At 63.9% G+C, this 22404-nt stretch carries 20 protein-coding genes; 10 read left to right on the forward strand and 10 right to left on the reverse strand.

Annotation, left to right across the window (positions count from 1 at the left end; translation table 11 throughout):
• Positions 1 to 120 precede the first annotated feature (120 nt).
• On the reverse strand, positions 121 to 4239 hold the full coding sequence (locus tag QWL29_RS15120) for a CheR family methyltransferase (protein WP_305823709.1): 4119 nt from the start codon (positions 4237 to 4239) through the stop codon (positions 121 to 123).
• A gap of 237 nt (positions 4240 to 4476) precedes the next feature.
• On the opposite strand from QWL29_RS15120, the gene QWL29_RS15125 reads away from it, so the two are divergent.
• From QWL29_RS15125 to QWL29_RS15135, 3 genes are read left to right on the forward strand one after another with little or no spacing between them, the layout of a single operon-like run.
• On the forward strand, positions 4477 to 4710 hold the full coding sequence (locus tag QWL29_RS15125) for a hypothetical protein (protein ID WP_305823710.1): 234 nt from the start codon (positions 4477 to 4479) through the stop codon (positions 4708 to 4710).
• The gene (locus tag QWL29_RS15130; RefSeq protein ID WP_305823711.1) at positions 4695 to 6248 is read left to right on the forward strand and encodes an ATP-binding protein; all 1554 of its coding nucleotides are present in this window, start codon (positions 4695 to 4697) and stop codon (positions 6246 to 6248) included. Before QWL29_RS15125 ends, QWL29_RS15130 begins: the two co-directional genes overlap by 16 nt.
• A gap of 4 nt (positions 6249 to 6252) precedes the next feature.
• The gene (locus QWL29_RS15135) at positions 6253 to 6633 is read left to right on the forward strand and encodes a response regulator (RefSeq protein ID WP_305823712.1); all 381 of its coding nucleotides are present in this window, start codon (positions 6253 to 6255) and stop codon (positions 6631 to 6633) included.
• 14 nt (positions 6634 to 6647) lie between these two features.
• On the opposite strand, the gene QWL29_RS15140 is transcribed toward QWL29_RS15135, so the two are convergent.
• Entirely contained in the window at positions 6648 to 7001 is a 354-nt protein-coding gene (locus QWL29_RS15140) for a DNA-binding transcriptional response regulator (protein ID WP_305823713.1), read from the reverse strand.
• A gap of 701 nt (positions 7002 to 7702) precedes the next feature.
• Between QWL29_RS15140 and QWL29_RS15145 the strand changes: the two genes are divergently transcribed.
• Together QWL29_RS15145 and QWL29_RS15150 are read left to right on the forward strand one after the other, a co-directional pair.
• Complete coding sequence (locus QWL29_RS15145; protein WP_305823714.1) at positions 7703 to 9277, forward strand: Eco57I restriction-modification methylase domain-containing protein; 1575 nt, start codon at positions 7703 to 7705, stop codon at positions 9275 to 9277.
• 1 nt (position 9278) lies between these two features.
• Complete coding sequence (locus tag QWL29_RS15150) at positions 9279 to 10049, forward strand: PaeR7I family type II restriction endonuclease (protein WP_305823715.1); 771 nt, start codon at positions 9279 to 9281, stop codon at positions 10047 to 10049.
• A 97-nt stretch (positions 10050 to 10146) separates the two neighbouring features.
• Here the strand turns inward: QWL29_RS15150 and QWL29_RS15155 are convergent, their stop codons facing one another.
• Positions 10147 to 10281 (reverse strand): hypothetical protein, encoded by a 135-nt coding sequence (locus tag QWL29_RS15155; protein WP_305823716.1) that lies wholly within the window; start codon positions 10279 to 10281, stop codon positions 10147 to 10149.
• Between the two features lie 162 nt (positions 10282 to 10443).
• Between QWL29_RS15155 and mutS the strand changes: the two genes are divergently transcribed.
• Together mutS and QWL29_RS15165 are read left to right on the forward strand one after the other, a co-directional pair.
• A complete protein-coding gene (mutS, locus tag QWL29_RS15160; protein WP_305823717.1) occupies positions 10444 to 13113 on the forward strand; it encodes a DNA mismatch repair protein MutS in 2670 nt (889 codons plus the stop codon).
• The gene (locus QWL29_RS15165) at positions 13113 to 14066 is read left to right on the forward strand and encodes a hypothetical protein (protein ID WP_305823718.1); all 954 of its coding nucleotides are present in this window, start codon (positions 13113 to 13115) and stop codon (positions 14064 to 14066) included. The genes mutS and QWL29_RS15165 overlap by 1 nt, the downstream gene beginning before the upstream one ends.
• Positions 14067 to 14364: 298 nt before the next feature.
• On the opposite strand, the gene QWL29_RS15170 is transcribed toward QWL29_RS15165, so the two are convergent.
• On the reverse strand, positions 14365 to 14901 hold the full coding sequence (locus tag QWL29_RS15170) for an FKBP-type peptidyl-prolyl cis-trans isomerase (protein ID WP_305823719.1): 537 nt from the start codon (positions 14899 to 14901) through the stop codon (positions 14365 to 14367).
• A 78-nt stretch (positions 14902 to 14979) separates the two neighbouring features.
• Here QWL29_RS15170 and QWL29_RS15175 point away from each other — a divergent pair, with 78 nt between their 5' ends.
• From QWL29_RS15175 to QWL29_RS26775, 3 genes are all read left to right on the forward strand, one after another.
• A complete protein-coding gene (locus tag QWL29_RS15175; RefSeq protein ID WP_305823720.1) occupies positions 14980 to 16101 on the forward strand; it encodes a ribosomal protein uL16 3-hydroxylase in 1122 nt (373 codons plus the stop codon).
• An 18-nt stretch (positions 16102 to 16119) separates the two neighbouring features.
• Complete coding sequence (locus QWL29_RS15180) at positions 16120 to 16599, forward strand: DUF7931 domain-containing protein (protein WP_305823721.1); 480 nt, start codon at positions 16120 to 16122, stop codon at positions 16597 to 16599.
• 278 nt (positions 16600 to 16877) lie between these two features.
• Positions 16878 to 17168 carry a hypothetical protein gene (locus QWL29_RS26775; RefSeq protein WP_370663703.1) on the forward strand — a complete coding sequence of 97 codons (291 nt, stop codon included), beginning with the start codon at positions 16878 to 16880 and terminating at the stop codon, positions 17166 to 17168.
• A gap of 177 nt (positions 17169 to 17345) precedes the next feature.
• On the opposite strand, the gene bamC is transcribed toward QWL29_RS26775, so the two are convergent.
• From bamC to htpX, 6 genes are all read right to left on the reverse strand, one after another.
• Positions 17346 to 18533 (reverse strand): NlpB/DapX family lipoprotein, encoded by a 1188-nt coding sequence (gene bamC, locus QWL29_RS15190; protein ID WP_305823723.1) that lies wholly within the window; start codon positions 18531 to 18533, stop codon positions 17346 to 17348.
• A gap of 43 nt (positions 18534 to 18576) precedes the next feature.
• Entirely contained in the window at positions 18577 to 19461 is an 885-nt protein-coding gene (gene dapA / locus QWL29_RS15195; protein ID WP_305823724.1) for a 4-hydroxy-tetrahydrodipicolinate synthase, read from the reverse strand.
• 61 nt (positions 19462 to 19522) lie between these two features.
• Positions 19523 to 20092 carry a class I SAM-dependent methyltransferase gene (locus tag QWL29_RS15200; RefSeq protein WP_305823725.1) on the reverse strand — a complete coding sequence of 190 codons (570 nt, stop codon included), beginning with the start codon at positions 20090 to 20092 and terminating at the stop codon, positions 19523 to 19525.
• The gene (locus QWL29_RS15205) at positions 20092 to 20745 is read right to left on the reverse strand and encodes a site-2 protease family protein (protein WP_305823726.1); all 654 of its coding nucleotides are present in this window, start codon (positions 20743 to 20745) and stop codon (positions 20092 to 20094) included. The genes QWL29_RS15200 and QWL29_RS15205 overlap by 1 nt, the downstream gene beginning before the upstream one ends.
• Before the next feature lie 99 nt (positions 20746 to 20844).
• Positions 20845 to 21468 carry an L-threonylcarbamoyladenylate synthase gene (locus QWL29_RS15210; protein ID WP_305823727.1) on the reverse strand — a complete coding sequence of 208 codons (624 nt, stop codon included), beginning with the start codon at positions 21466 to 21468 and terminating at the stop codon, positions 20845 to 20847.
• Positions 21469 to 21483: 15 nt separating this feature from the next.
• Positions 21484 to 22362 (reverse strand): protease HtpX, encoded by an 879-nt coding sequence (htpX, locus tag QWL29_RS15215; RefSeq protein ID WP_305823728.1) that lies wholly within the window; start codon positions 22360 to 22362, stop codon positions 21484 to 21486.
• Positions 22363 to 22404: the final 42 nt, after the last annotated feature.

The raw sequence follows: 22404 nt of genomic DNA on the forward strand, positions 1-22404 counted from the left end.
GAAAAGCAAGTTTTGCACCTGAGGAAAAACCCGTTGTTAAATCAATGCCTTATCGCAGGAATGTAAAATACAACCACCGATAATGTAAAGATCGGCGACGCCCAGGGCGCCGCCATCGCTTCAATTCTTCGCAGGACGCGGCAGCAGATCGTGCACGATCGCGCTCAGGCGCTCGACCGACACCGGCTTGCCGAGGTGGGCCGAGTAACCGGCCGCGCGGGCGTGCGCGATATCGATGTCGCGCCGCATGCCGCTGATGGCAATGGCAGGCAACCTGGCCAGCTTCGGCATGGCGCGGATGCGGCGCAGGAATTCGTAGCCGTCGATTTCCGGCATCGAGACGTCGGAAATCAGCAGGTCGACCTGCTCGCGTTCCAGGACGTCCAGCCCCTTGAGCGCGCTGGTAGCCTCGAACACGGTGGCCCCGCTCGTTTCCAGCAGCGACTTGAAGATCATGAGCATTTCTTCCATGTCGTCGACCACCAGGATGCGCAGCCCGTTCATGCTGTCGTCGCCGTGGCTGCCTTCGCCAGGCAGCGGCGTCGTCTGGCTGTCGAGCAGCGGCAGCCAGACGCTGAAGCGCGCGCCCTTGCCGATGCCCTCGGACCAGGCCTCGACCCGCCCGCCGTGCAGGGCCACGATCTCGCGCACCAGCGCCAGGCCGATGCCGAGTCCGCCCTTGGTGCGCGTGGTCACGGACACGCTCTGGCCATACATGTCGAACACGTACGGCAGGAAGGATGGCGCGATGCCCTGGCCGCTGTCGACCACGTCGATGCGCAGCAGGCCGTCGTCGCGGCCCAGGCCGACCTCGACGCGCCCGCCCTTGGGCGTGAACTTGATCGCATTGCTCAGCAAATTCATCAGGACCTGCTCGATGCGCACGGCATCGGCCATCACGTACAGGCCCTCGGCGCTGCCGCTCAGGTCGATGGCGACATCCTGCGCAGCCGGATCGGCGCGCATCACCTCGACGATGGCGCGCACCACCATTTCCGGCAGCACCGGCGCCATGGTCAGCGAGAGCTTGCCGGTACGCACGCGCGACATGTCCATCAAATCATCGATGATCTTCGCCTGGCTCATCACCGAATTGCGGATGATCGAGGCGGCGCGCAGGAAGGTCGGCGAATGGCGGATTTCCGGCATGCGCGCCAGCAGCTCGACGTTAATGTTGATCATGTTCAGCGGATGACGCAGCTCGTGCGCCATCACCGCCAGGAATTCGTCCTTCAGCGCCACCGCGTTCTCGGCGTCGGTGCGCACCGCCTGCTCCTGGCGCTCGCGCGCCGTGACGTCGCGCGCGATTTTTGCGTAGCCGTGCATGTTACCGCTGCGCAGGGGCGTGGTCACGCCGCTGCAGAAGAAGCGGCTGCCGTCCTTGCGCACATGCCAGCGCTCATCCTCGGCGCGGCCATCCTCGCGCGCACGGCGCAGCTCGTCGGCCGGCACGCCGGCGTCGCGGTCGTCAAGCGTGAACAGCTTGTCGAGCGTCTGGCCCAGCATCTCCTGCTCGCTGTAGCCGAACAGCGCTTCGGCGCCCTTGTTCCAGCTGGCGGCGCGCCCATCCTCATCCATGGTGACGATGGCGTAGTCGTCCGAGCTTTCGGCCACCATGCGCATGCGCGCTTCGGTGGCGCTGGCCTGGGCCTCGGCCTGGCGGCGCAGGGTGATGTCGAAGAAGGTCATCACCGCGCCTTCGATGCGGTCTTCGTTGGTGCGGTAAGGCAGCAGGCGCACGATGTAGCAGCGGCCGTCGTTGCTGCGCACCTCGCGCTCGACCAGGCGCAAGGTATCGAAGGTGGCGCTGACGTCCTCGGCCAGCCCGTCGTAATCCAGGCGGTGGGTCAGGTCGAGCAGCGAGCGGCCGATGTCGGAAGCGATGATCGAGAACAGATCGGCCGCGCGCGGCGTGAAGCGCTTGATGCGCAGGCTGCTGTCGACAAAGATGGTGGCAATGTCGGTCGAGGCGATCAGGTTGTTCAGGTCGTCGTTGGCCTTGCCGGTTTCCTCGACCTTGACCTTCAGCTCGTAGTTGACGGTGACCAGTTCCTCGTTGACCGACTGCAGCTCTTCCTTGCTGGTCTCGAGTTCCTCGGTGGCCGAACGCAGTTCCTCGTTGATGGCCTGCAGCTCTTCGTTCGAGGCGCGCAGCTCCTCGGTCGAGACCTCGGCATTCTCGATGGTTTCCTGGAGCTGCTCGCGCTTCCTCTGCAGCTCGGCCTCGAGCTGGCCCAGCACCACATCGTGGCTGCCGTTCGGGCGCTCCGGGATGGCACGGTCAGGCGCCTGCTCGAAGCGGTTGAACACCACCAGCAGGAAGTCGAGCGCCGCCTCGTCGTCGCGGAACGGGCGCACCGTCATGGCGACGGTGCCGAGGTCCTTGTACTCGCCCAGTTCGACCGGGCGGCATTCGATGCTGGCGTCGTTCTGGGTGGCCTGGTACATCGCCGAACGCAGTTCCAGGCGCAGTTCCGGCAGCACCAGCGCCAGCAGGTTGCGCGAGGGCTCGCCGCCGGCCATGCGCAGGAAGCGCCCGGCCCCTTCCGACATGTGCACGATGTTGCCTTCGTTGTCGATCACGGCCGACGGCGGCGCATGCTGGGCCAGCGCGCGCTGGTGCAGCTCGGCATACGAGAACTGGCGCTTGCCGGGCGGCTTGAGCCGGCTCACTTCCGGCAGGCGCGCGCCGAACACGGCCGAGGTCGGGCTCTGGTAATGCATGGGCCGGCCGCCGCCGCGCGCGCAGTAGATGCGGTTCTTCTTGTCGACCGGAATGAAGTAATCGGACACCGATTCGGCCGACTCGGAGCTGCCCAGGAACAGGTAGCCGCCGGGTTTCAGCGCAAAATGGAAGGTCTGCAGCACCCGCACCTGGACGTCGCGGTTCAGGTAGATCAGCAGGTTGCGGCAGGAAATCATGTCCAGGCGCGAGAACGGCGGGTCGCGCAGCAGGTTGTGCGAGGCGAACAGGATGCGGTCGCGCAGCGACTTGCGGATGCGGTAGCGGTCGTCTTCCTTGTTGAAGTACTGGCGCAGGCGCGTGGGCGCGACGTCGGTGATGATCGAGGCCGGGTAGTTGCCGGAACGCGCACTGTCGATCGCACCGTCGTCGATGTCGGAGGCGAATACCTGGAAGGCCGGCGGATGCTCCATCAGCCCGGCCTGGTCGGCCATCATCATGGCCAGCGAATAGGCTTCCTCGCCGGTGGCGCAGGCGGCCACCCAGGCGCGCACCTCGTCGTTCGGTCCCTTGTCCTTGAACAGTTCCGGCACGATGTCGCGCTCGAGCGATTCGAAGGCTTCGCGGTCGCGGAAGAAGTTGGTCACGCCGATCAGCATGTCGTCGAGCAGCAGCTTGTGCTCGCCCGGATCGGATTCGAGCAGGTCGCGGTATTCGGGCAGGGTCTGCACGGCGCGCACCTGCAGGCGGCGCTCGATGCGGCGCAGCACCGTGGCGCGCTTGTAGTGACGGAAGTCGTGGCCGGTATGGTTCAGCAGGCTGCCGATGATGTCCTGCAGCGCGTCCTCGGCACTGACGGCGGCGTCGCCTTCGGCGACATGGGCCACCGGCGTTTCGCCGTCGCCGGGCGCCGGCATCTGGATCTTGCGCGCATTGTTCCAGAGTTCGATCAGTTTTTGCGGGATCTCGACGGCCGGCAGGACGAAATCGACCGCGCCGGTGCGGATCGCCGCCGTCGGCATGCCGTCGTGCTCGGCATCGCCAGGCGTCTGCACCAGCGTCACGCCGCCCTGCTCCTTGACGCGCGCGATGCCGACTGCGCCGTCGGCGCCAGTGCCCGACAGCACGATCGCCACCGCGCGCTCGCGGTGCACCTCGGCCAGGGTGCGGAAGAACATGTCGATGGCAACGTGCTTGCCGCGCGGACGCTCGGCCGGATCGACCAGCAGCAGCCCATCCATCATCGACATGTGCTGGTTCGGCGCGATCACGTATACATGGCCGCGCTGGATTTCCACCTTCGATGTTACCTGGACCACCGTCATGCGGGTGGCGCGCTGCAGGATTGCCGCGGCCGAGCTCGGATGCTTGGGCGACAGGTGCAGGATGACCACGAAGGCCATCTCGTGCACGGCGGGCATGTTCTCGAACACGCTGACCAGCGCCGGCAGGCCGCCTGCGGACGCCCCGATACCGACGACAGGGAAGTCGATGGTGCTTGGCACGATGCCAGGCTCGGAGGGTGGAGTGCTGGGAGCGTTGCCAGGATCGTACATGGGATGCGCGCTTGATGCGTCTCTAATTGATAAACGGAAGTCTAGACGATTTGGCACAAATATTGTCCGCAATATGGAAAAAATAGTGTTTTGACCATGAATCAATCGGCTTGCAGCGAGCAGTCTTGCCGGCCTGCCTGTGCGTCGGCATTGCGACATCGGAAATAGTGCGTTGCTATAATGATTAACGGCTCGGACTGTCCTGGCCTCTCGATACAGGAACACGGAGACCGTGGCATGACGACCGGCAGCACGAAGGACGAACGCGCGCAGCTACCGCACGATGAAGAAGGCGGCGGCCAGAGCCAGGGCGTGCCCGCGCTGGGCAAACTGGAGGGCAACAGCTACCACCCGATCGGCGAAGTCGCCGTGCGCCACTGGCAGTCCAGCCAGATCTCGCGTCCCGGCCTGGAAGACCGCGGCAACGTCTTTTTCGCCGCCATCGAGATGAGCGCATGCCGATGGTCCTGACCGACCCGAATCAGCCGGACAATCCGATCGTGTTCGTGAACAACGCCTTCCTCGACCTGACCCTGTACCGCGAGGAAGAAGTGCTGGGCCGTAACTGCCGCCTGCTGCAGGGCGAGCAGACCGACCCGGCCACCGTGGCCGAGCTGCGCGCCGCCGTGGCGGAACAGCGCGCGGTGGCGGTCGACATCCTGAACTACAAGGCCGACGGCCGCCCGTTCTGGAACGGCCTGTTTGCCGGCCCGGTGTTCGACCAGGAAGGCAAGCTGCTGTACTGGTTCGCCTCGCAGATGGACATCACGCGCCGCCGCGTATCGGAACAATCGTACCTGCAGGCGCAGAAGATGGAAGCCATCGGCCAGCTCACCGCCGGCCTGGCGCACGACTTCAATAACCTGCTGCAAGTGGTAGCTGGCAACCTGGAAGTGGCCACCGCCACGGTGCATGACCCGGAAGCGACGCTGGCATCGATCGCACGCGCCCAGTTGGCGGGCGAAAAGGCCAGCAAGCTGACCCAGCAACTGCTCACCTTCGCGCGCAAGCAGCGCCTGGAACCGAAGCGCCTGAACCTCAATTCCCTGGTGGTCGAATTCAGCGACATGCTGGTACGCACCCTCGGCGACGGGGTCGACCTGCACCTCGACCTGAAGCCCGGCCTGCCCGCCTGCACGCTCGACGCTACGCACATGGAAATGGCGCTGCTGAACGTCCTGATCAACGCGCGCGACGCCATGCCCGACGGCGGCCGGGTCACGATCGCCACCTCGACCATGGTCGATAGCGAGCGCCTCGAACGCCACGGCCTGGCGCCGGGCACCTATGTCGTGATCTGCGTGATCGACAAGGGCCAGGGCATGCCACCGGAAGTGGCCCAGCGCGCCATCGAACCCTTCTTCACCACCAAGGGACCGGGCACCGGCCTGGGGCTGGCGATGGTGCATGGCTTCGTGCAGCAGTCGCACGGCCGCCTCGAGATCGACAGCATGCCGGGCGAAGGCACGACGATCCGCATGATCTTCCCGCTGGCCCAGCAATCCGGCATGGAAATCCTGGCCGACCGCCTGGCCGGCAAGGGCGCCAGGGGCATGGGTGCGCCGATGAGCTGGACCCCGGAAGCCATCCTCGGGCGGCGCACCATCCTGGTGGTCGACGACAGCCACGACGTGCGCGAACTGGCCGAGAACCACCTGCGCGAACTCGGCTACCGGGTGCTGGCGGCCCAGAGCGGCGAAGAGGCGATGGAGCTGATCGAACGCTATGGCGACATCGACCTGTTGTTCAGCGATATCATCATGCCGGGCGGGATGAACGGGGTGCGCCTGGCCGAACTGGTGCGCGCGCGCCAGCCCGAGGTTCCCGTGATCCTGGCCACCGGCTACATGAGCGAACTGCCGGACGCGGCCCGCCCCGGCGCCACCTACACGACCATGGCCAAGCCCTACCGCCTGGCCGACCTGGCCGAGCGCGTGCGCCTGGCGCTCAAGACCGAAGCGCGCACAGCCTCCAGGGGCTCAGCCCACGGCTTCCAGCACGAAGGATAGTTTGTTGAGACGGATAATATTGGCCGAGGACGATCCGGCCGTCAGCTACATCTTGACCCGTTATCTCGAAGCGGCCGGCTTTGCCGTGCGCGCGGCAGCGGACGGCCGCGCTGCATTGGCCATGTTCGTGGCGGAACCGGCCGACCTGGTGGTCAGCGATTTCCGGATGCCGGGCATGAATGGGGAAGAACTGCTACTGGCCTTGCGCGCGCGGAAATTGGACTTGCCGGCGCTGATCGTTTCGGCCTATGGCAATGAACTGAGCGTGCAGATTCCAGGCGTACGGATATTGAACAAGCCGGTGGCGGCCGACGAGCTGGTGGGGTTGGTGAAGGACTTGCTGCTCGACGCCGAGACGCTGGCGCTGAATCGCCCGAAGGCCTGAGCAGGGGTAAATACTTACTGCCGGGCGTCGATGGCGGTGTGCAGCTCGTTCAGGGTGAACGGCTTGTGCAGCAGGCAGTCTATCGGCAATGCCGCCGAATTCAGTTCGAGCGGCCAGGCGGTGGTGACGACGATCTTGGCCGCGGGCTGGACCGAGCGGATCAGCCAGGGCAACGAGACTTCGGTATGCTTCAGCACGCGGTTTGTGATGACGATGTCATAGCGCTTGCGCGACAGTTCCGTCAGCGCGCCGTCGGTGGTGTCGCATACGCGCGTGCGGTAACCCAGCACCTCGGCCATGCTGCAGACGGTCTCGGCGACATCTTCGTCGCGCTCCAGGATCAATATGCTTTTGTCGTGCGCGCCCATCGCATCCCCTTTTCTGAAGTGAATCATATCGGGAAGGAAATTTTTTTCCGTACGTTAGACCACATAGTCAGTACAGCGAGACCCATTCATTTATTTCATCGCGGGAACAACCGAGCGGGATCCTTGAGCTTGAGCATGTCCTCGTCCCCTCGCCTCGCCGGCGTCGCTAATCATGTTGTCAAGCAGGCACATGCGGGCGATGACGTGCGCGTAGCCTGACGTTTGACAAAGCGCCTCCAAATCGGCAAAAACTTCCGCCTCGCTCCGCGCGACGCGCGCCACCGTTGGCTTCTTCGCTTTTCGTGACGGCGCTCGCGCGACGCGATTCTTCCTTCCCATCGCTTGCTCCCGCAAATGCTCGCTCCACCACACGCATACCGCGTCTTCCAAAGTCCTCGCCATGATAATGGAGCGGTTTGGCTGACATCATGATCTGCGCAGTTTTTGAGGCTACAACCGGCTGACCTCGCGGACTGCTCAGCTGGTAAAATTGGTTCCCACATTACGCAACCAAACTGTGGCGCCGTCAACAGTCGCGCCGCTCGACATCGGCCATGCTCCAAACCCTTCACGAACCCCTTTCCCTGCTGGACCCTTCGGACCACCCCTCCGAAATCGAACGGGCGATAAAGCTGCTATCCCAATCAGAAGGGACGGACGACCGTGGAGCTATTTTTACTCGCCGGCCTGTGGTTGAATTCATGCTAGACCTGATCGGATACACCGCCGACCAACCCCTCTATGAATGCACGCTGCTTGAACCTTCGTTTGGCAGAGGTGACTTCTTCTTGCCCGCCATCGAAAGGCTTTTGCAGTCGCGCGCCGAGGCAGTCGCCGCCGGCAAAGCTGTCGGCTCAATCGCTGAATGCATGCGCGGCGTGGAACTTCACCAAGGATCCTTCGACACCACTCGCGGACTTGTCATCGACAAACTGATCGGTGCTGGCCTGGCCGCGGAAGAGGCGCAACAGATCGCGCAAACCTGGCTCGTTCATGGTGATTTTCTTTTGTCACCTCTTCCTCGCGCGTTCGACTTCGTCGTTGGCAATCCGCCTTACGTTCGGCAAGAGCTCATCCCCGCGCCACTGCTTAACGAATATCGCCGACGCTTCGTCTCCCTGTATGATCGCGCCGACCTCTATGTGCCATTTATCGAGCGCTCGATGGGATTGCTCGCGGAGGAAGGCCAGCTATGCTTCATCTGCTCCGACCGCTGGATGAAGAACAAATACGGCGGCCCGCTGCGGCACTTAGTCTCGCGCCACTTTCATCTTCGATCACACATCGACATGGTCGACGCCGACGCGTTTCACTCTGAGGTCAGCGCCTATCCAGCGATCACAGTGATCGCAAAAGGAGAGCCGAAGCCGACGCGCGTCGCGCCACGCCCTGCCCTTGACAAAGTAACGCTGTCGGAGCTTTCGTCCGCAATGCGCGCCGAAGAAGGCGTGTCACACCTGTTCGCCGAACTCGAAAACGTGGTCGATGGCAGCAACCCCTGGATTTTGGAGACCGCCGGACGGATCGAACTGATCCGCCGCCTGGAGGCAGATTTTCCAACGCTTGAAGAAGCCGGATGTAAAGTCGGCATCGGAGTCGCCACCGGCGCAGACAAGATTTTCATCGGAAAGCTCGACGAACTCGACGTGGAGGCCGATCGCAAGATTCCCTTGGCGATGGGCCGCGACCTGGCCACCGGACACGTTGAATGGCGCGGCTATGGCGTGGTCAATCCGTTCACCGATGAGGGCCCCTTAGTCAACCTAGACGACTACCCTCGGCTCAAAGCGTATTTCGAGCAGCATCGCGAGCGGCTCGAAGCGCGGCACGTGGCCAAGAAATCGTCGTCCTCGTGGTATCGGACGATCGACCGCATAACCCCGTCGCTCACTTGGAAGCCGAAGCTCCTGATTCCGGACATTCGTGGAGATGCGCAGGTAGTATTCGATGATGGGCGCCTGTACCCCCACCACAACCTTTACTTCGTGCTTTCGGAGCAGTGGGAACTGCGGGCCCTGCAGGCTGTCCTGCTGTCCAACGTGGCGCGACTTTTCGTTGAGACCTATTCCACGAAAATGCGCGGTGGCTATCTGCGTTTCCAAGCTCAATACCTCCGCCGCATTCGAATCCCGCGCTGGGAGACGGTTTCGGCAGACATCCGAGGGCGCTTGATCGCGGCGGCGGCGGCTTTGGACTTGAAAGCGTGCGACGAGGCGGCCGCCGAACTTTATTCCTTGAACACACGTGAGCGCGAGTCGCTCGCCAAAAAGAACTGACATGGCAATCGAATTAGCAGATTACGAAAACAAAGCGCGCGAAGCGATCAAAGTTTTTTGGGGCAACCGAGCGGCGGCGCGCCAAAAGCAGGTGGAGGCTGGCGTCATCGACCAAGGCGAGCGCGCCGGCGTCACTAGCGGCAAGAACCTCGATGGCTTCATCACGCTTATCCTCGACATCGTCCGAGCCAACGGGCTGCATGCAGCGGACGTCCACTTGACCAAACGGCTCGTTACGCTTCCAGGATATTTTCGCCCGACGAAGCAGTGGGATCTGCTAGTCATCCATCAACGTCGGCTTGTCGCCGCGATCGAACTGAAGAGCCATGTGGGCCCGTCCTTTGGCAATAATTTCAACAATCGGACGGAAGAAGCCATCGGCACGGCAGCGGACTTTAAGATTGCTTACCGCGAAGGGGCATTTGGGGAGCAAATGGCCCCGTTCACTGGATGGCTGATGGTCGTCGAAGACGCACCAGAGTCTCGATCCGCAGTGCGCGACGCCATGAATTACTTCCAAGTCTTCCCCGAATTCAAGGGCGCCTCCTACCAGAAGCGCTACGAGATTCTTTGTCGCAAGCTGATGTTGGAAAGTTTCTATACTGCGGCAGCAGTCATTACGACTCCTCGGGAGGCAATTGAGGATGGCGCCTATACCGAGCTTTCCCAGCTGACGGGCCTCCGAACGTTTCTCACTGCGTTCGCAGGCCATGTTGCCACGGAAGCCGCGCAGCATCCCTCGCCACCGCCGCCGTCCCTCTTCAACACCTGAGCCCCGTTAACCGCCAGTCGCCTCTGTTCGTCTAGGACACCTTCCGCTAGCGCAGCGGAAGCGCTTCGCAACAGCCTATCGGTCAAGCAAACGCGTTTTAGAGAATGTCGATGCGTTTCTCTAGCATTTGCTTAAACGACAAACCTTTTACGGCGCTTGCAAGCTTGAGCTGCTCGCGCTGATGAAGTACCAGAAGCTGGGCGGACGTTGGGCCAACGACGTCGTAGGACAAGTCCACTCTCCTCGCACCGCTCGGCGAGCACGTCCCAATTTTGCTTTTAGAGCTATCCACCACATGCCTTTTTCATTAGCCCCGCGTTCGCTGCTGCCCAGCCGAAGCGGTTAAAATGGCGGTCCTGGCATCCCCTGCCCCGCCGTACCGAACACAACCGACATGACCACCGTTCCATCCGAAATCAACGCCGCCGCCGTCAAGAACAGCGCCACGGAAAAAGTCACGCCCATGATGCAGCAGTATCTGCGCATCAAGTCCGACTATCCCACCATGCTGGTCTTCTACCGCATGGGCGACTTCTATGAGCTGTTCTTCGACGACGCCGAAAAAGCCGCGCGCATCCTCGGCATTACCCTGACCGCGCGCGGGAGCATGGGCGGCAATCCGATCAAGATGGCGGGCGTGCCCTTCCACTCGCTCGATCCCTACCTCGCCAAGCTGGTCAAGCTGGGCGAATCCTGCGCCATCTGCGAGCAGATCGGCGACCCGGCACTTGCCAAGGGTCCGGTCGAGCGCAAGGTCGTGCGCGTGGTCACGCCCGGCACCCTCACCGACTCCGACCTGCTGCCCGAAAAGGCCGAGCGCCCGCTGCTGGCGCTGTACGCGGTCAATAACCGCAAGCAGGTCACCACGGGCCTGGCCTGGATGTCGCTGGCCAGCGGCGCGCTGCGCCTGATGGAATTCACCGGCGACGCGCGCGCCAACGCCATCCGCCTGGCCCAGGAACTGGAACGCATCGTCCCGGCCGAAATCCTGCGCGCCGACGATGGCAACCTGTTCGAGGACGGCCCCTTCGCCCACACCCAGCGCGTGCCGGAGTGGCATTTCGACGTGGTCAAGGGCCACAAAGCGCTGGTCGACCAGCTCGCCGTATCGACCCTCACCGGCTTTGGCGCCGATGGCCTGGGCGCCGCGTTCGGCGCAGCCGGCGCGCTGCTGCGCTATGCCCACGCGACCCAGGGCCGCGGCCTGCAGCACGTGAACAGCCTCACGGTGGAAAGCGAGAACGAATTCATCGGCCTCGATGCCGCCACGCGCCGCAACCTGGAACTGACCGAGACCATCCGCGGCCAGGAGTCGCCGACCCTGTTTTCGCTGCTGGACGGCTGCCGCACCGCGATGGGTTCGCGCCTGCTGCGCCACTGGCTGCACCATGCGCGCCGCGACCAGTCGGTTGCCCGCTCACGCCATGAAGCCATCGAAGCGCTGGCCCAGGGCGATGCTGCCGATGGCTTGTCCAGCATCCTGGCCCAGGTGCCGGACATCGAACGCATCACCACGCGCATCGCCCTGCTGTCGGCGCGTCCGCGCGATCTGGCCAGCCTGCGCGACGGCCTGAAGCAGCTGCCGGCCCTGCGCGAAGGCGTGGCGCGCTGCTTCATCCCGGGCGACTCCTGCCTGCTGCGCGACATCCACGATGCGCTCATGCCGCCCGCCGACTGCCTCGACCTGCTGACGCGCGCGGTGATGGAAGAGCCGGCGACGATGGTGCGCGACGGCGGCGTGTTCGCACGCGGCTACGATGCCGACCTGGATGAATTGCGTGCGCTGTCGGAGAACGCCGGCCAGTTCCTGGTGGACCTCGAGACGCGCGAACGCGCCCGCACCGGCATCACGAACCTGCGCGTGGAATACAACCGCGTGCACGGCTTCTACATCGAGGTCACCAACGGCCAGGCCGACAAGGTGCCCGACGACTACCGCCGCCGCCAGACGCTGAAGAATTGCGAGCGCTACATCACGCCGGAACTCAAGGCCTTCGAAGACAAGGCGCTGTCGGCGCAGGACCGCGCCCTGGCCCGCGAAAAGCAGCTCTACGACGAGCTGCTGGCTTGCCTGGCGCCGCACATCGGCCAGCTGCAGACGGTGGCGCAGGGCCTGGCCCAGGTCGACACCCTGGTGGCGCTGACCAGGCACGCGCTGGTGAATAACTGGTGCGCGCCGCAGCTGGTGGATGCACCCTGCCTGACGATCCACGAAGGCCGCCATCCGGTGGTGGAAAAGCAGATCGAGCGCTTCATCGCCAACGACTGCAAGCTGTCGAACGAACGGCGCCTGCTGCTCATCACTGGTCCGAACATGGGCGGTAAATCGACCTTCATGCGCCAGACCGCGCTGATCGTGCTGCTGGCCTATGTCGGCAGCTATGTGCCGGCCACCAGTGCCACCATCGGCCCGATCGACCGCATCTTCACCCGTATCGGCGCCAACGACGACCTGGCCGGCGGCCGCTCGACCTTCATGGTCGAGATGACCGAATCGGCGGCGATCCTGAACGGCGCCACCGAGCATTCGCTGGTGCTGATGGACGAAGTCGGGCGCGGCACCTCGACCTTCGACGGCCTAGCCCTGGCCTGGGCGATTGCGCGCCACCTGATCGACATCAGCCGCAGCTTCACCCTGTTCGCGACCCACTATTTCGAACTGACCCAGCTGCCCGAGACCCACGCCAGCGCCGCCAACGTGCATCTGTCGGCGGTCGAGCACAAGGACAGCATCGTGTTCCTGCACGCGGTGCAGGAAGGCCCGGCCTCGCAGAGCTATGGTTTGCAGGTAGCCCAGCTGGCCGGCGTGCCGCCCGCCGTGATCAAGGCCGCGCGCAAGCACCTGGCGCGCCTGGAATCGCAGGCGCTCGACGCCACGCCGCAGCGCGACCTGTTTGCCCCGGTGTGCGAGGAGCCTGAGGAAGCGGACATGCCCGCCGAGGTATCCGCTACCCCGGCCACCTCGAACGAACTGCTGGACGCCCTGGCCGGCATCGACCCGGACGCGCTCACGCCGCGCGAGGCGCTGGCGCGCCTGTACGAACTGAAGCGCCTGGCCGCCTGATGCGCTTCCCGTCCGCCTCGCCCCTGCTGGCAGCCGCCCTGTGCGCGGCGCTTTGCCTGCCGGCCGTGGCGGGCGCCAGGGACGACGCACGCGAAGCCAATGCGCACCACTTCGGCGTCATCGGCCACAGCTTCGACGGCAAGAGCGACAAGCGTTTCAGGAAAGCGCTGGACGATACGTCCGACAGGTCGAATGCCTTCGTGGTCCTCACCGGCATCAAGCATGCGAGCGAGCCTTGCGGCGACCGCCTGTACGAAACGCGGCGCGACCTGGTCGAGCGCGTCAAGCGCCCTACCATCGTGCTGCCGGCCGGCAGCGACTGGACCGCCTGCCGCAACTCGGCCGGGCGTACGAATGCAGTCGAGCGCCTGAACCGGCTGCGCGAGCTGTTCCATGGCGAGCCGGCGTCGCTGGGGGTGAAGAAGCTGCCGCTCACGCGGCTGTCGATGAGCCCGCGTTTTCGCGCGTATGCCGAGAATGCCCACTGGACCGTGGGCAAGGTGCTGTATGCGAGCGTGAACCTGCCTGCGAATAACAACCACTACCTGGCGGCGGCCGGGCGCAACAGCGAGTACGAGGACCGGCAAGTGGCCACGCGCTTCTGGCTGAACCGCCTGTTCACGCTGGCGCGCGGCGACAAGCTCGATGCGATCGTGCTGTTTTCGGAAGGGGATCTGAAGCCGCTGACGGACCCGGTGGCGCCCAGTTTGCTGCGGCGCGGGTCGCCGCTGTTCGATGGCTTTGCGGCCACGCGCAAGCAGGTGCAGGCGCTGGCCGGGAAGTTCGATGGGAAGGTGCTGCTGGTCGACAGTGCGGCGCTGGGCAAGGGGAAGAAGCCGGAGATCGAATGGCGCGGGAACCTGGGGCACTTGTCGGTGGATGACCAGGCGGTGGAGGTGGAAGTGAAGCCGGGGGCGAAGGCGCTGTTTGTCGTGAAGGATGCGGCAGATTAGAAGCCGGCGGGTGATCATTTCGATGCAGCCGTGGTGAGCGTGTTGCACGTGAACGAAACGGTGCCAACAATGCGGCGCGTTTCGCGTGGGCACGGGGTGCCCACCGTACGGTACCCGGAGCCGCTGGCCGTTGATATCGTAGGGTGGGCACCCTGTGCCCACGCGAACGAATGCATGGTGTTGGCATCATTTGATCCGCCACCGTCATCCCATCGAAACGCCCGACCAGGCAAACCTGGAACGCCAACAAAAAACGGGACATTTGGTCCCGTTTCTCGTTTATAAAGCTACGACGCAATCAATGCAGCGGCTGGCTGCGGAAGTGATCGCCCTCTTCGCCTTCGTCTTCACCGTGGTGATGACCGTGGGCGCCGTGCACGTGGCCGTGGGCGATTTCTTCGTCGGTGGCGGCGCGCACGTCGATGACCGACAGCTCGAAGCGCAGGGCCATGCCGGCCAGCGGGTGGTTACCGTCGAGCACGACCTTGTCGTCGGCGATTTCGGTGACAGTAAAGATGACCGGCTCGTCGTCCGGCGCGCCGTCGGCCATGCCTTCGAACTGCATGCCCACTTCCAGCGGCTCAGGCAAGACCTTGCGGTCCTCGACCTTCACCAGTTCGGAATCGTAGTCGCCGAACGCGTCTTCCGGCTCGATCTGCAGGGTCGACTGGAAACCGGCTTCCTTGCCGTCCAGGTGTTCCTCGATCTTCGGCAGGGTGTTCTCGTAGCCGCCGTGCAGGTAGACCATCGGCTGGGCGCCTTCCTCGATGAGGTTGTTTTGCGCATCCGACAGTTTGTAGTTGACCGATACGACCGTATTCTTGGCAATCTTCATCGCACATCCTTTCGTTGTAAGGAGCGGATTATACCCCTGCCCCGCTACTGCCTGCTGCCCGGCTGGTTATAATGACGCATGAATAAATTACCGCTCCTTGGGAACATTACTCCCGCCCAGTTTCTTCGCGATTACTGGCACAAGAAGCCGCTGCTGATCCGCGGCGCCATCCCCGGTTTCAAGCCCCTGCTCAAGTTCGAGCGCCTGGCCGACCTCGCCACCAAGAACTTCGTCGAATCGCGCCTGGTCACCCAGGTCGACGGCCAGTGGGACATGCAGCACGGCCCCCTGACCGAACTGCCCCCGCGCGACCAGAAGGGTTGGACCATGCTGGTGCAGGGCGTGAATTTGTACGACGAAAAGGCCGACGACCTGCTGCGCCAGTTCCGCTTCCTGCCGGACGCGCGCCTCGACGACCTGATGATCAGCTACGCCACCGACGGCGCCGGCGTCGGTCCCCACTTCGATTCCTACGACGTGTTCCTGCTGCAAGCCCACGGCAAGCGCCGCTGGAAGATCAGCGCCCAGCAAGACCTGTCGCTGGTCGACGGCCTGCCGCTGAAGATCCTGTCGAACTTCAGCGCGGAAGAAGAATTCGTGCTCGAGCCGGGCGACATGCTGTACCTGCCGCCGCACTATGCCCACGACGGCATCGCCGAGGGCGAGTGCATGACCTACTCGATCGGCTTCCGCTCGCCCTCGTACCAGGAACTGGGCGAAGCCTTCCTGCAATTCATGGCCGACTCGATCGACCTGCCCGGCCGCTATGCCGACCCGGGCCAGCAGGTGGCAAAGAACCCGGCGGAGATCCCGCGCGAGATGCTGGCCAACATCACCGAAGAACTGAACAAGGTGCGCTGGGACGAGGAAGACGTGACCATCTTCTTCGGCGAGTACATGTCCGAGCCGAAGCACAACGTCTTCTTCACCGGCCCGGCCAAGCCGCTGGTGGTGGGACGCTTCATGGAAGCGGCAGCGAAAAAGGGCCTGAAGCTGTCGAGCAAGACCCTGATGCTCTACCGCGGCAAGCATGTCTTCATCAACGGCGAGTCGTTTGCCGTGAGCCGCAACGACAAGATCGTGCTGGACGTACTGGCCAACGAACGCCGCCTCGACGGCGAAACCCTGGGCCATGCTTCCGACGATGTGCTGGAAGCACTGTACACCTGGTACCAGGACGGCTGGATCGAGCTGGGCTGATTGACGACTGGAGGAAGCATGGACGAGTCGCTGCTGGTGCGTTTCGATACCCGCCGCGATTGCGAGGCGCAGTGGCGCGCCGTGCTGGCGCGCGCGGTGCGCCAGCTCGACATGTTCGATCCGGATTTCAGCGTCTTTCCGCTGGGCTCAAGCGAGGTCGACGCCCAGCTGCGCGCCTTTCTCCATGGCGGCGGCAGCCTGCGCCTGGTGCTGCACGACCCGGGCCATATCGAACGCGAGGCGCCGCGCTTCCTGCGCCTGTTGCGCGACTACAGCCACCTGGCCGAATGCCGCCAGACGCCGCGCGCGCTGCGCCAGCTGACCGACTCCTTTTGCATTGCCGACGGGCTGCATGTGCTGCGCCGTTTTCACAGCGACTGGATGCGCGGCGAGGCCGCCTTCGACGCCCCCGGCGCCGTGGATGTGCCGGCGCACCGCTTCGCCGGCATCTGGGAAGAATCGCGCCAGACGCTCCTGCCGAGCGTCACCGGATTGTAGTGATCAGGCAAGTATCTGAACCACTGGGAAAGGTCTTCGACGCTGTAGCATCTTGTAACAAAATGAAGCTTAACAAGTAACACAAGACTTACATTTTGGCATGACTTTTCTATTGCGAACGAGTAAATTTGGCTATAATATCGGGTTAGGAAGGTTCCGTTGTATCAGTATCACTCTTGCATTTTTGCAAAGTACACGAGAATTCCAGCGAGCGATAATTACCGGTAATTATTCATCGTAAAACAAGCAGTACTCCACTTTTAATTAAAAGGAAAATCATGAAAAAATCCCTGCTGATCGTCTCCCTGATGGCCGTTGCTCTGGCTGCTTGCTCGAAAAAAGAAGAAGTTCCAGCAACCCCAGCTGCTGTCGAAGCGCCTGCTGCTGACACCGCAACCACCACCACCACCACCGAAGTTGCACCAGCTGCAACCACCGACGCTGCTGCTACCACCCCAGCTGCTGACGCTGCTGCTGCTGCCGCTACCGCTTCGGCTGCTGCTTCGGAAGCCGCTTCGGCCGCTTCGACCGCTGCTGACGCTGCTGCTTCGGCTGCTGCTACCAAGTAATCAGAATTTTTCTGGTTCGAAAGACCGGCCTGCGGGCCGGTTTTTTTTCGTTCAGACATTTGTGGCCGGAGGTGTTTTTCGACATGGAGGCGCCGTACCCACGCATACCCCACCATTACGCGAAACACCCATAAAAAAACCGGCCACGAAGGCCGGTTCTTTCAACGCTGACGATGCTTACTTCAGCTCGTCGTTCAGCAGCGACAGGATCTTGCCCGCCGTCGCCGATGCATCCGGCTTGCCTTCATTGTCCTGGACGGTGACCGCGCTGCTGTTGCCGCCTTCGTTGGCCTTGACCAGCACGCGGTAGCGCTGGGCTTCCTTCGCCTTGTCGTCGTTGCCGAAGCTGAACAGTTTCGAGAAGAAGCCATCCTTGGCCGACGCGTCCGGATCGACGTAGCGGACAAAGTAGATGCCCTGCACGCGGTCGCGGTCTTCGACGGTGAAGCCGACGCGGTCGAGCGCCAGGCCGACACGGCGCCAGGCGCGCTCGAAGCCCTCGTCGACCTCGACGGCGTTGCCGGCCAGCTTGGCGCGCTGCGGCGCCGGGGTGGCGTTGTCGACCTTGGCTTGCGCGGTCTGCACCTGCTCAGGCGTCGTGGCGCCGGTCAGGCGCGCCACCAGGCGGCCCAGGAATTGCGCTTCCAGGGTCGGATCATTCGGACGCACGGTCCAGACCGTGGATTCCTTCTGGGCGCCGGTCAGCACCTCTTCGGCGCCGCGGTGGCTGATGTAGATCTCGGTCGAGCCGTCCGGCAGGCGCTCGAGACGGGTGCGGAACTTGTCGCGCTCGCCGGTCGAGTAGGCCTTGTCGAAGACGCGGCCGATGGTGTTGCGCAGGAAGTCTTGCGGGATCTTCGAACGGTTCTCGACCCACTCGGTTTCCATCACGCCGGTTGCTTCGGATTCGGTTGCCACCGGCAGGCCGGCGTCGTTCCAGAACTCGCGCAGTTTCGGCCACAGCTGTTCAGGCGTCTGCTTGACCACCAGCCAGCGCTGGTCGCCGGCACGTTCGATGCGCACGGCCTCGGTCGAGACCGGGCCGATGGCGGCGGCGCCCGCAGGAATGGAGGAGGAGGCAGCAGCGCCAGCGGCTCCCGCCGATGGCATTGCTGCCATGCCCGATGCGGTGGCAACGCCGCTGCCATCCGGCACGGCGTAACGATTGTCTTTTTGAAGCTGGGTCAGGTCCGGCGGCACATCCAGCGGTGCGGCTTTTTTCGACGCCTTGTAATCCACCTTGTCCGACTCGAACACGGTGGTGCACGCGGCCATGCTCAGCGCCAGTGCGGACAGCGCCAGTACGCGCGCTGCGGTTGGCGCGGAAACACGGGTTGCGAAGGTCTTTTTGTTGCGAGTAGTCATATCGTTACAATTTCAGATCTGTGAACCAACACCCTTGCGGGACTCAGGATTGCGGCAGGAGGCCCGCCTGGCGCAGCGCGGTGCGCACAGTGTCGTGGAACGGCGCGGACAGCGGCGCCAGCGGCAGGCGCAGGCCGGCCGGCATCTTGCCCATTTCCGTCAGCGCCCACTTCACCGGCACCGGATTCGGTTCGACGAACAGTTTGGCGTGCAATTCCAGCACGCGGTTATTGATCTCGACGGCTTTGGCGATGTCGCCGGCCATGGCGGCGGCGCACAGCTCGTGCATTGCGCGCGGGGCCACGTTGGCGGTGACCGAGATATTCCCGGCGCCGCCGCAGAACATCAGCGCCATCGCGGTCGGGTCGTCGCCCGAGTACACGGCAAACGACTTGTCGACCATCTTCAGCAGCTCGATGCCGCGTCCGATGTTGCCGGTGGCATCCTTCACGCCAACGATGTTGGCGATCGGCGCCAGGCGCGCGATGGTCTCGTTGCTCATGTCGGCCACGGTGCGGCCGGGCACGTTATACAGGATGATCGGCAGATCGACCGCTTCGGCAATCGCCTTGAAGTGGCGGTACATGCCTTCCTGGGTCGGACGGTTGTAGTACGGCACCACCTGCAGCGAGGCGTCGGCGCCGACTTCTTTCGCGTGACGGGTCAGGGCGATGGCTTCGGCGGTGGAGTTGCCGCCCGAGCCGGCGATGACCGGAATGCGGCCGGCCACGTGGTCGACCGTGAACTTGATGAGTTCGCAGTGCTCTTCCGGGCTGACGGTGGCCGATTCGCCGGTGGTGCCGACGATCACGATGCCATCGGTGCCTTCGGCCACGTGCCAGTCGAGCAGTTTGCGCAGGCTGTCCTTGTCGAGACTGCCATCCTCAAACATCGGCGTGACGATTGCTACTATGCTGCCCTTGATCATAATTTCTGGTACGTGCTGGAAAAGAAAAATCTGATTGTAGCGGATAGCCCGCCCCTATGGTTCATTCGGCACCAGATAAATGGTCGAGCTTTACCTCGGTTTGCACCACGCCCTGCCCCGCCGCGCACAGGCGCTGCACCCGCGCCGGCTTCGGCTGGACGACGGCGCCATCCTCGAACGCCAGCACCCGCAGGCCGCCGGCAGCCGCATGTTCCAGCAGCTCGCCGGGGTGCAGCAGGAAGGCCGGGTTCGAGGGTTTGCCGAAGAGTTCGTTGCCGAGCGCGAACGTTTCATAGATCAGCACGCCGTTCGGGGCGAGGCTGGCCATCAGCTGGTTCAACAGCGGGCGGTGCAGGTAATTCGTGACGACGATGCCAGCGAAGCGGCCTGGCTCGAACGGCCAGGCGGCACCCTCGGCTTCCAGGTCGTGCTGCAGGGTGACGATGCCGGGACCGGCGGCCGCTGCCAGCGACTGCGGGTCGCGGTCGACCGCCAGCACCGGGTGGCCGAGCCCGGCGAACAGGCGCGCATGGCGCCCGCTGCCGCAGGCCAAATCCAGCACTTCGCCGGGCGGGACCAGATGAGCGAAGCGCTGCACCCAGGACGAGGCAGTGGCTGCCGGCAGGTGCATCACGTCAGCAACCAGGCCAGCGGCGTCGTAACCAGCTCGACCACCTGCGCGCCCAGCCACATCACCGGTTGCACCCAGAAGGCGAGCACGTTGAAATACAGCAGCGCCAGCAAGATGAAGAAACCATACGGCTCGATGCGGGCGAACTGGTAGGCCAGCCGGTTCGGCAGCATGCTGGTCAGCACCCGCCCACCGTCGAGCGGCGGCAGCGGGAAAAGGTTGAATGCGAAGATCAGCAGGTTCGTGAGCAGGCCGGCGCGCGCCATCTTGCTCAGGAACTCCTCGTCGATGCCGAAGGCCGCCAACAGCATGCCGAACACCACCCACAGGAAGGCCATCAGCAAATTGGCGGCCGGCCCGGCCAGCGCCACCCAGGCCATGTCGCGTTTCGGATTGCGCAGGTTGCCGAACTGGACCGGCACCGGCTTGGCGTAGCCGAAGACGAAGCCGGTGGTGACGTACAGCGCAATCGGAATGATGATCGTGCCGAACAGGTCGATATGGACCAGGGGATTGAGGGTCATGCGGCCCTGGGCATAGGCCGTGTTGTCGCCGAGGCGCCTGGCGGCGTAGGCGTGCGCCGCTTCGTGCAGGGTAATCGCGAAAAGAACGGGCAGCGCGAATACTGCGATGTTGCGAATGATTTCATCCATAAGGGAGCGATTCTAGCAGAGCGGGGCCGGGCAGCCCGGATGCGGCCTGGAAGGCCGCCGGGGAAAGGAGATACGGAAAGGACTACAAGCCAGGAAGCGCTACAGGCCAAACGCGGCGGGGTCGCCCCTGCCCTCGCGCAACAGCACGGGCTCGGGGCCGGTGAGGTCGACGATGGTGGTGCCTTCCAGCGTGCCGGCGCCGCCGTCGATCACCAGCTCGATCTGCTTTTCCAGGCGCTCGCGCACCTCGTCGGGGTCGGACAGCATGTGGTCGTCGCCCGGCAGCTGCAGCGTAGTGCCGATCAGCGGCTCGCCCAGTTCTTCCAGCAGCGCCAGCGTGATCAGGTTTTCCGGTACGCGCAGGCCGATGGTCTTGCGCGAGGGATGCGACAGGCGCCGCGGCAGTTCCTTCGTCGCTTCCAGGATCACCGTGTACGGGCCGGGCGTGGTGGCCTTCAGCAGGCGGTACTGTGCATTGTCGATGCGTGCGTACTTGGCGATCTCCGACAAATCGCGGCACAGCAGCGTCAGGTGGTGCTTGTCGTCGATGCCGCGCACGCGGCGCAGCTTCTCGACCGCGTTCTTGTCGTCGAGCTGGCATACCAGCGCGTAGGCCGAATCGGTCGGCAGCGCCGCCACGCCGCCGGAGCGGATGATCTGCGCGGCCTGCTTGATCAGCCGCGCCTGCGGGTTGTCTGGATGGATCTGGAAAAATTGGCTCATCGGTTTCCTAAGTGATTAGCGCAGGGCCTGGAGCGCGGCGATGCGCTCTTCCATTGGCGGGTGGGTCGAGAACAGTGCGCCCCAGCCGCCACCGCCGCCCGAGATACCCGAGGCGTTCAGCGACGACGGCAAGGCGCCCGGTTGCAGGCCGCCCAGGCGCGCCAGCGCATGCTGCATCGGCACGGTAGAGCCCAGCAGCTTGGCCGAGCCTGCGTCGGCGCGGAACTCGCGCTGGCGCGAGAACCAGGCCACGATGATCGAGGCCACCAGGCCGAACACGATTTCGCAGACGAACACGGTGACCATGTAGCCGATGCCGGGGCCGCGGTCGTCGTTCCCGCGCAGCAGCACCTTGTCGACGAAAAAGCCGACCACGCGCGCCAGGAACACGACGAAGGTGTTCACCACGCCCTGGATGAGCGTGAGCGTGACCATGTCGCCATTCGCGATATGGGCGACTTCGTGGCCGAGCACGGCCTCGACTTCGTCCTGGGTCATGCCTTGCAGCAGGCCAGTGGACACGGCTACCAGTGCGGAATTTTTAAAGGCGCCGGTGGCGAATGCGTTCGGTTCGCCCTCGTACACCGCCACTTCGGGCATGCCAATGCCGGCGCGCTCGGCAAGTTTACGCACGGTATTCACCAGCCACTGCTCGGTGGCATTTTGCGGCTGCTCGATGACGCGCGCGCCGGTCGACCACTTGGCCATCGGTTTGCTCAGCAGCAGGGAAATGATGGAGCCGGTAAAGCCGACCACCAGGGAGAACACAGCCAGGGCGCCGACATTGATGCCCTCGGCGGTCACCGCGCGCCCGACACCCAGCAGGTTCAGGACAACGGTGAGCACCAGCACAACCGCGAGGTTGGTGGCGAGGAACAGAACGATGCGCTTCATGGAAACAGCCTCCAGCAGAAATGAGCTTGACAGGCTGCCAAG

Source organism: Massilia brevitalea (genome assembly GCF_030711405.1).
GTDB lineage: Bacteria > Pseudomonadota > Gammaproteobacteria > Burkholderiales > Burkholderiaceae_D > Telluria > Telluria brevitalea.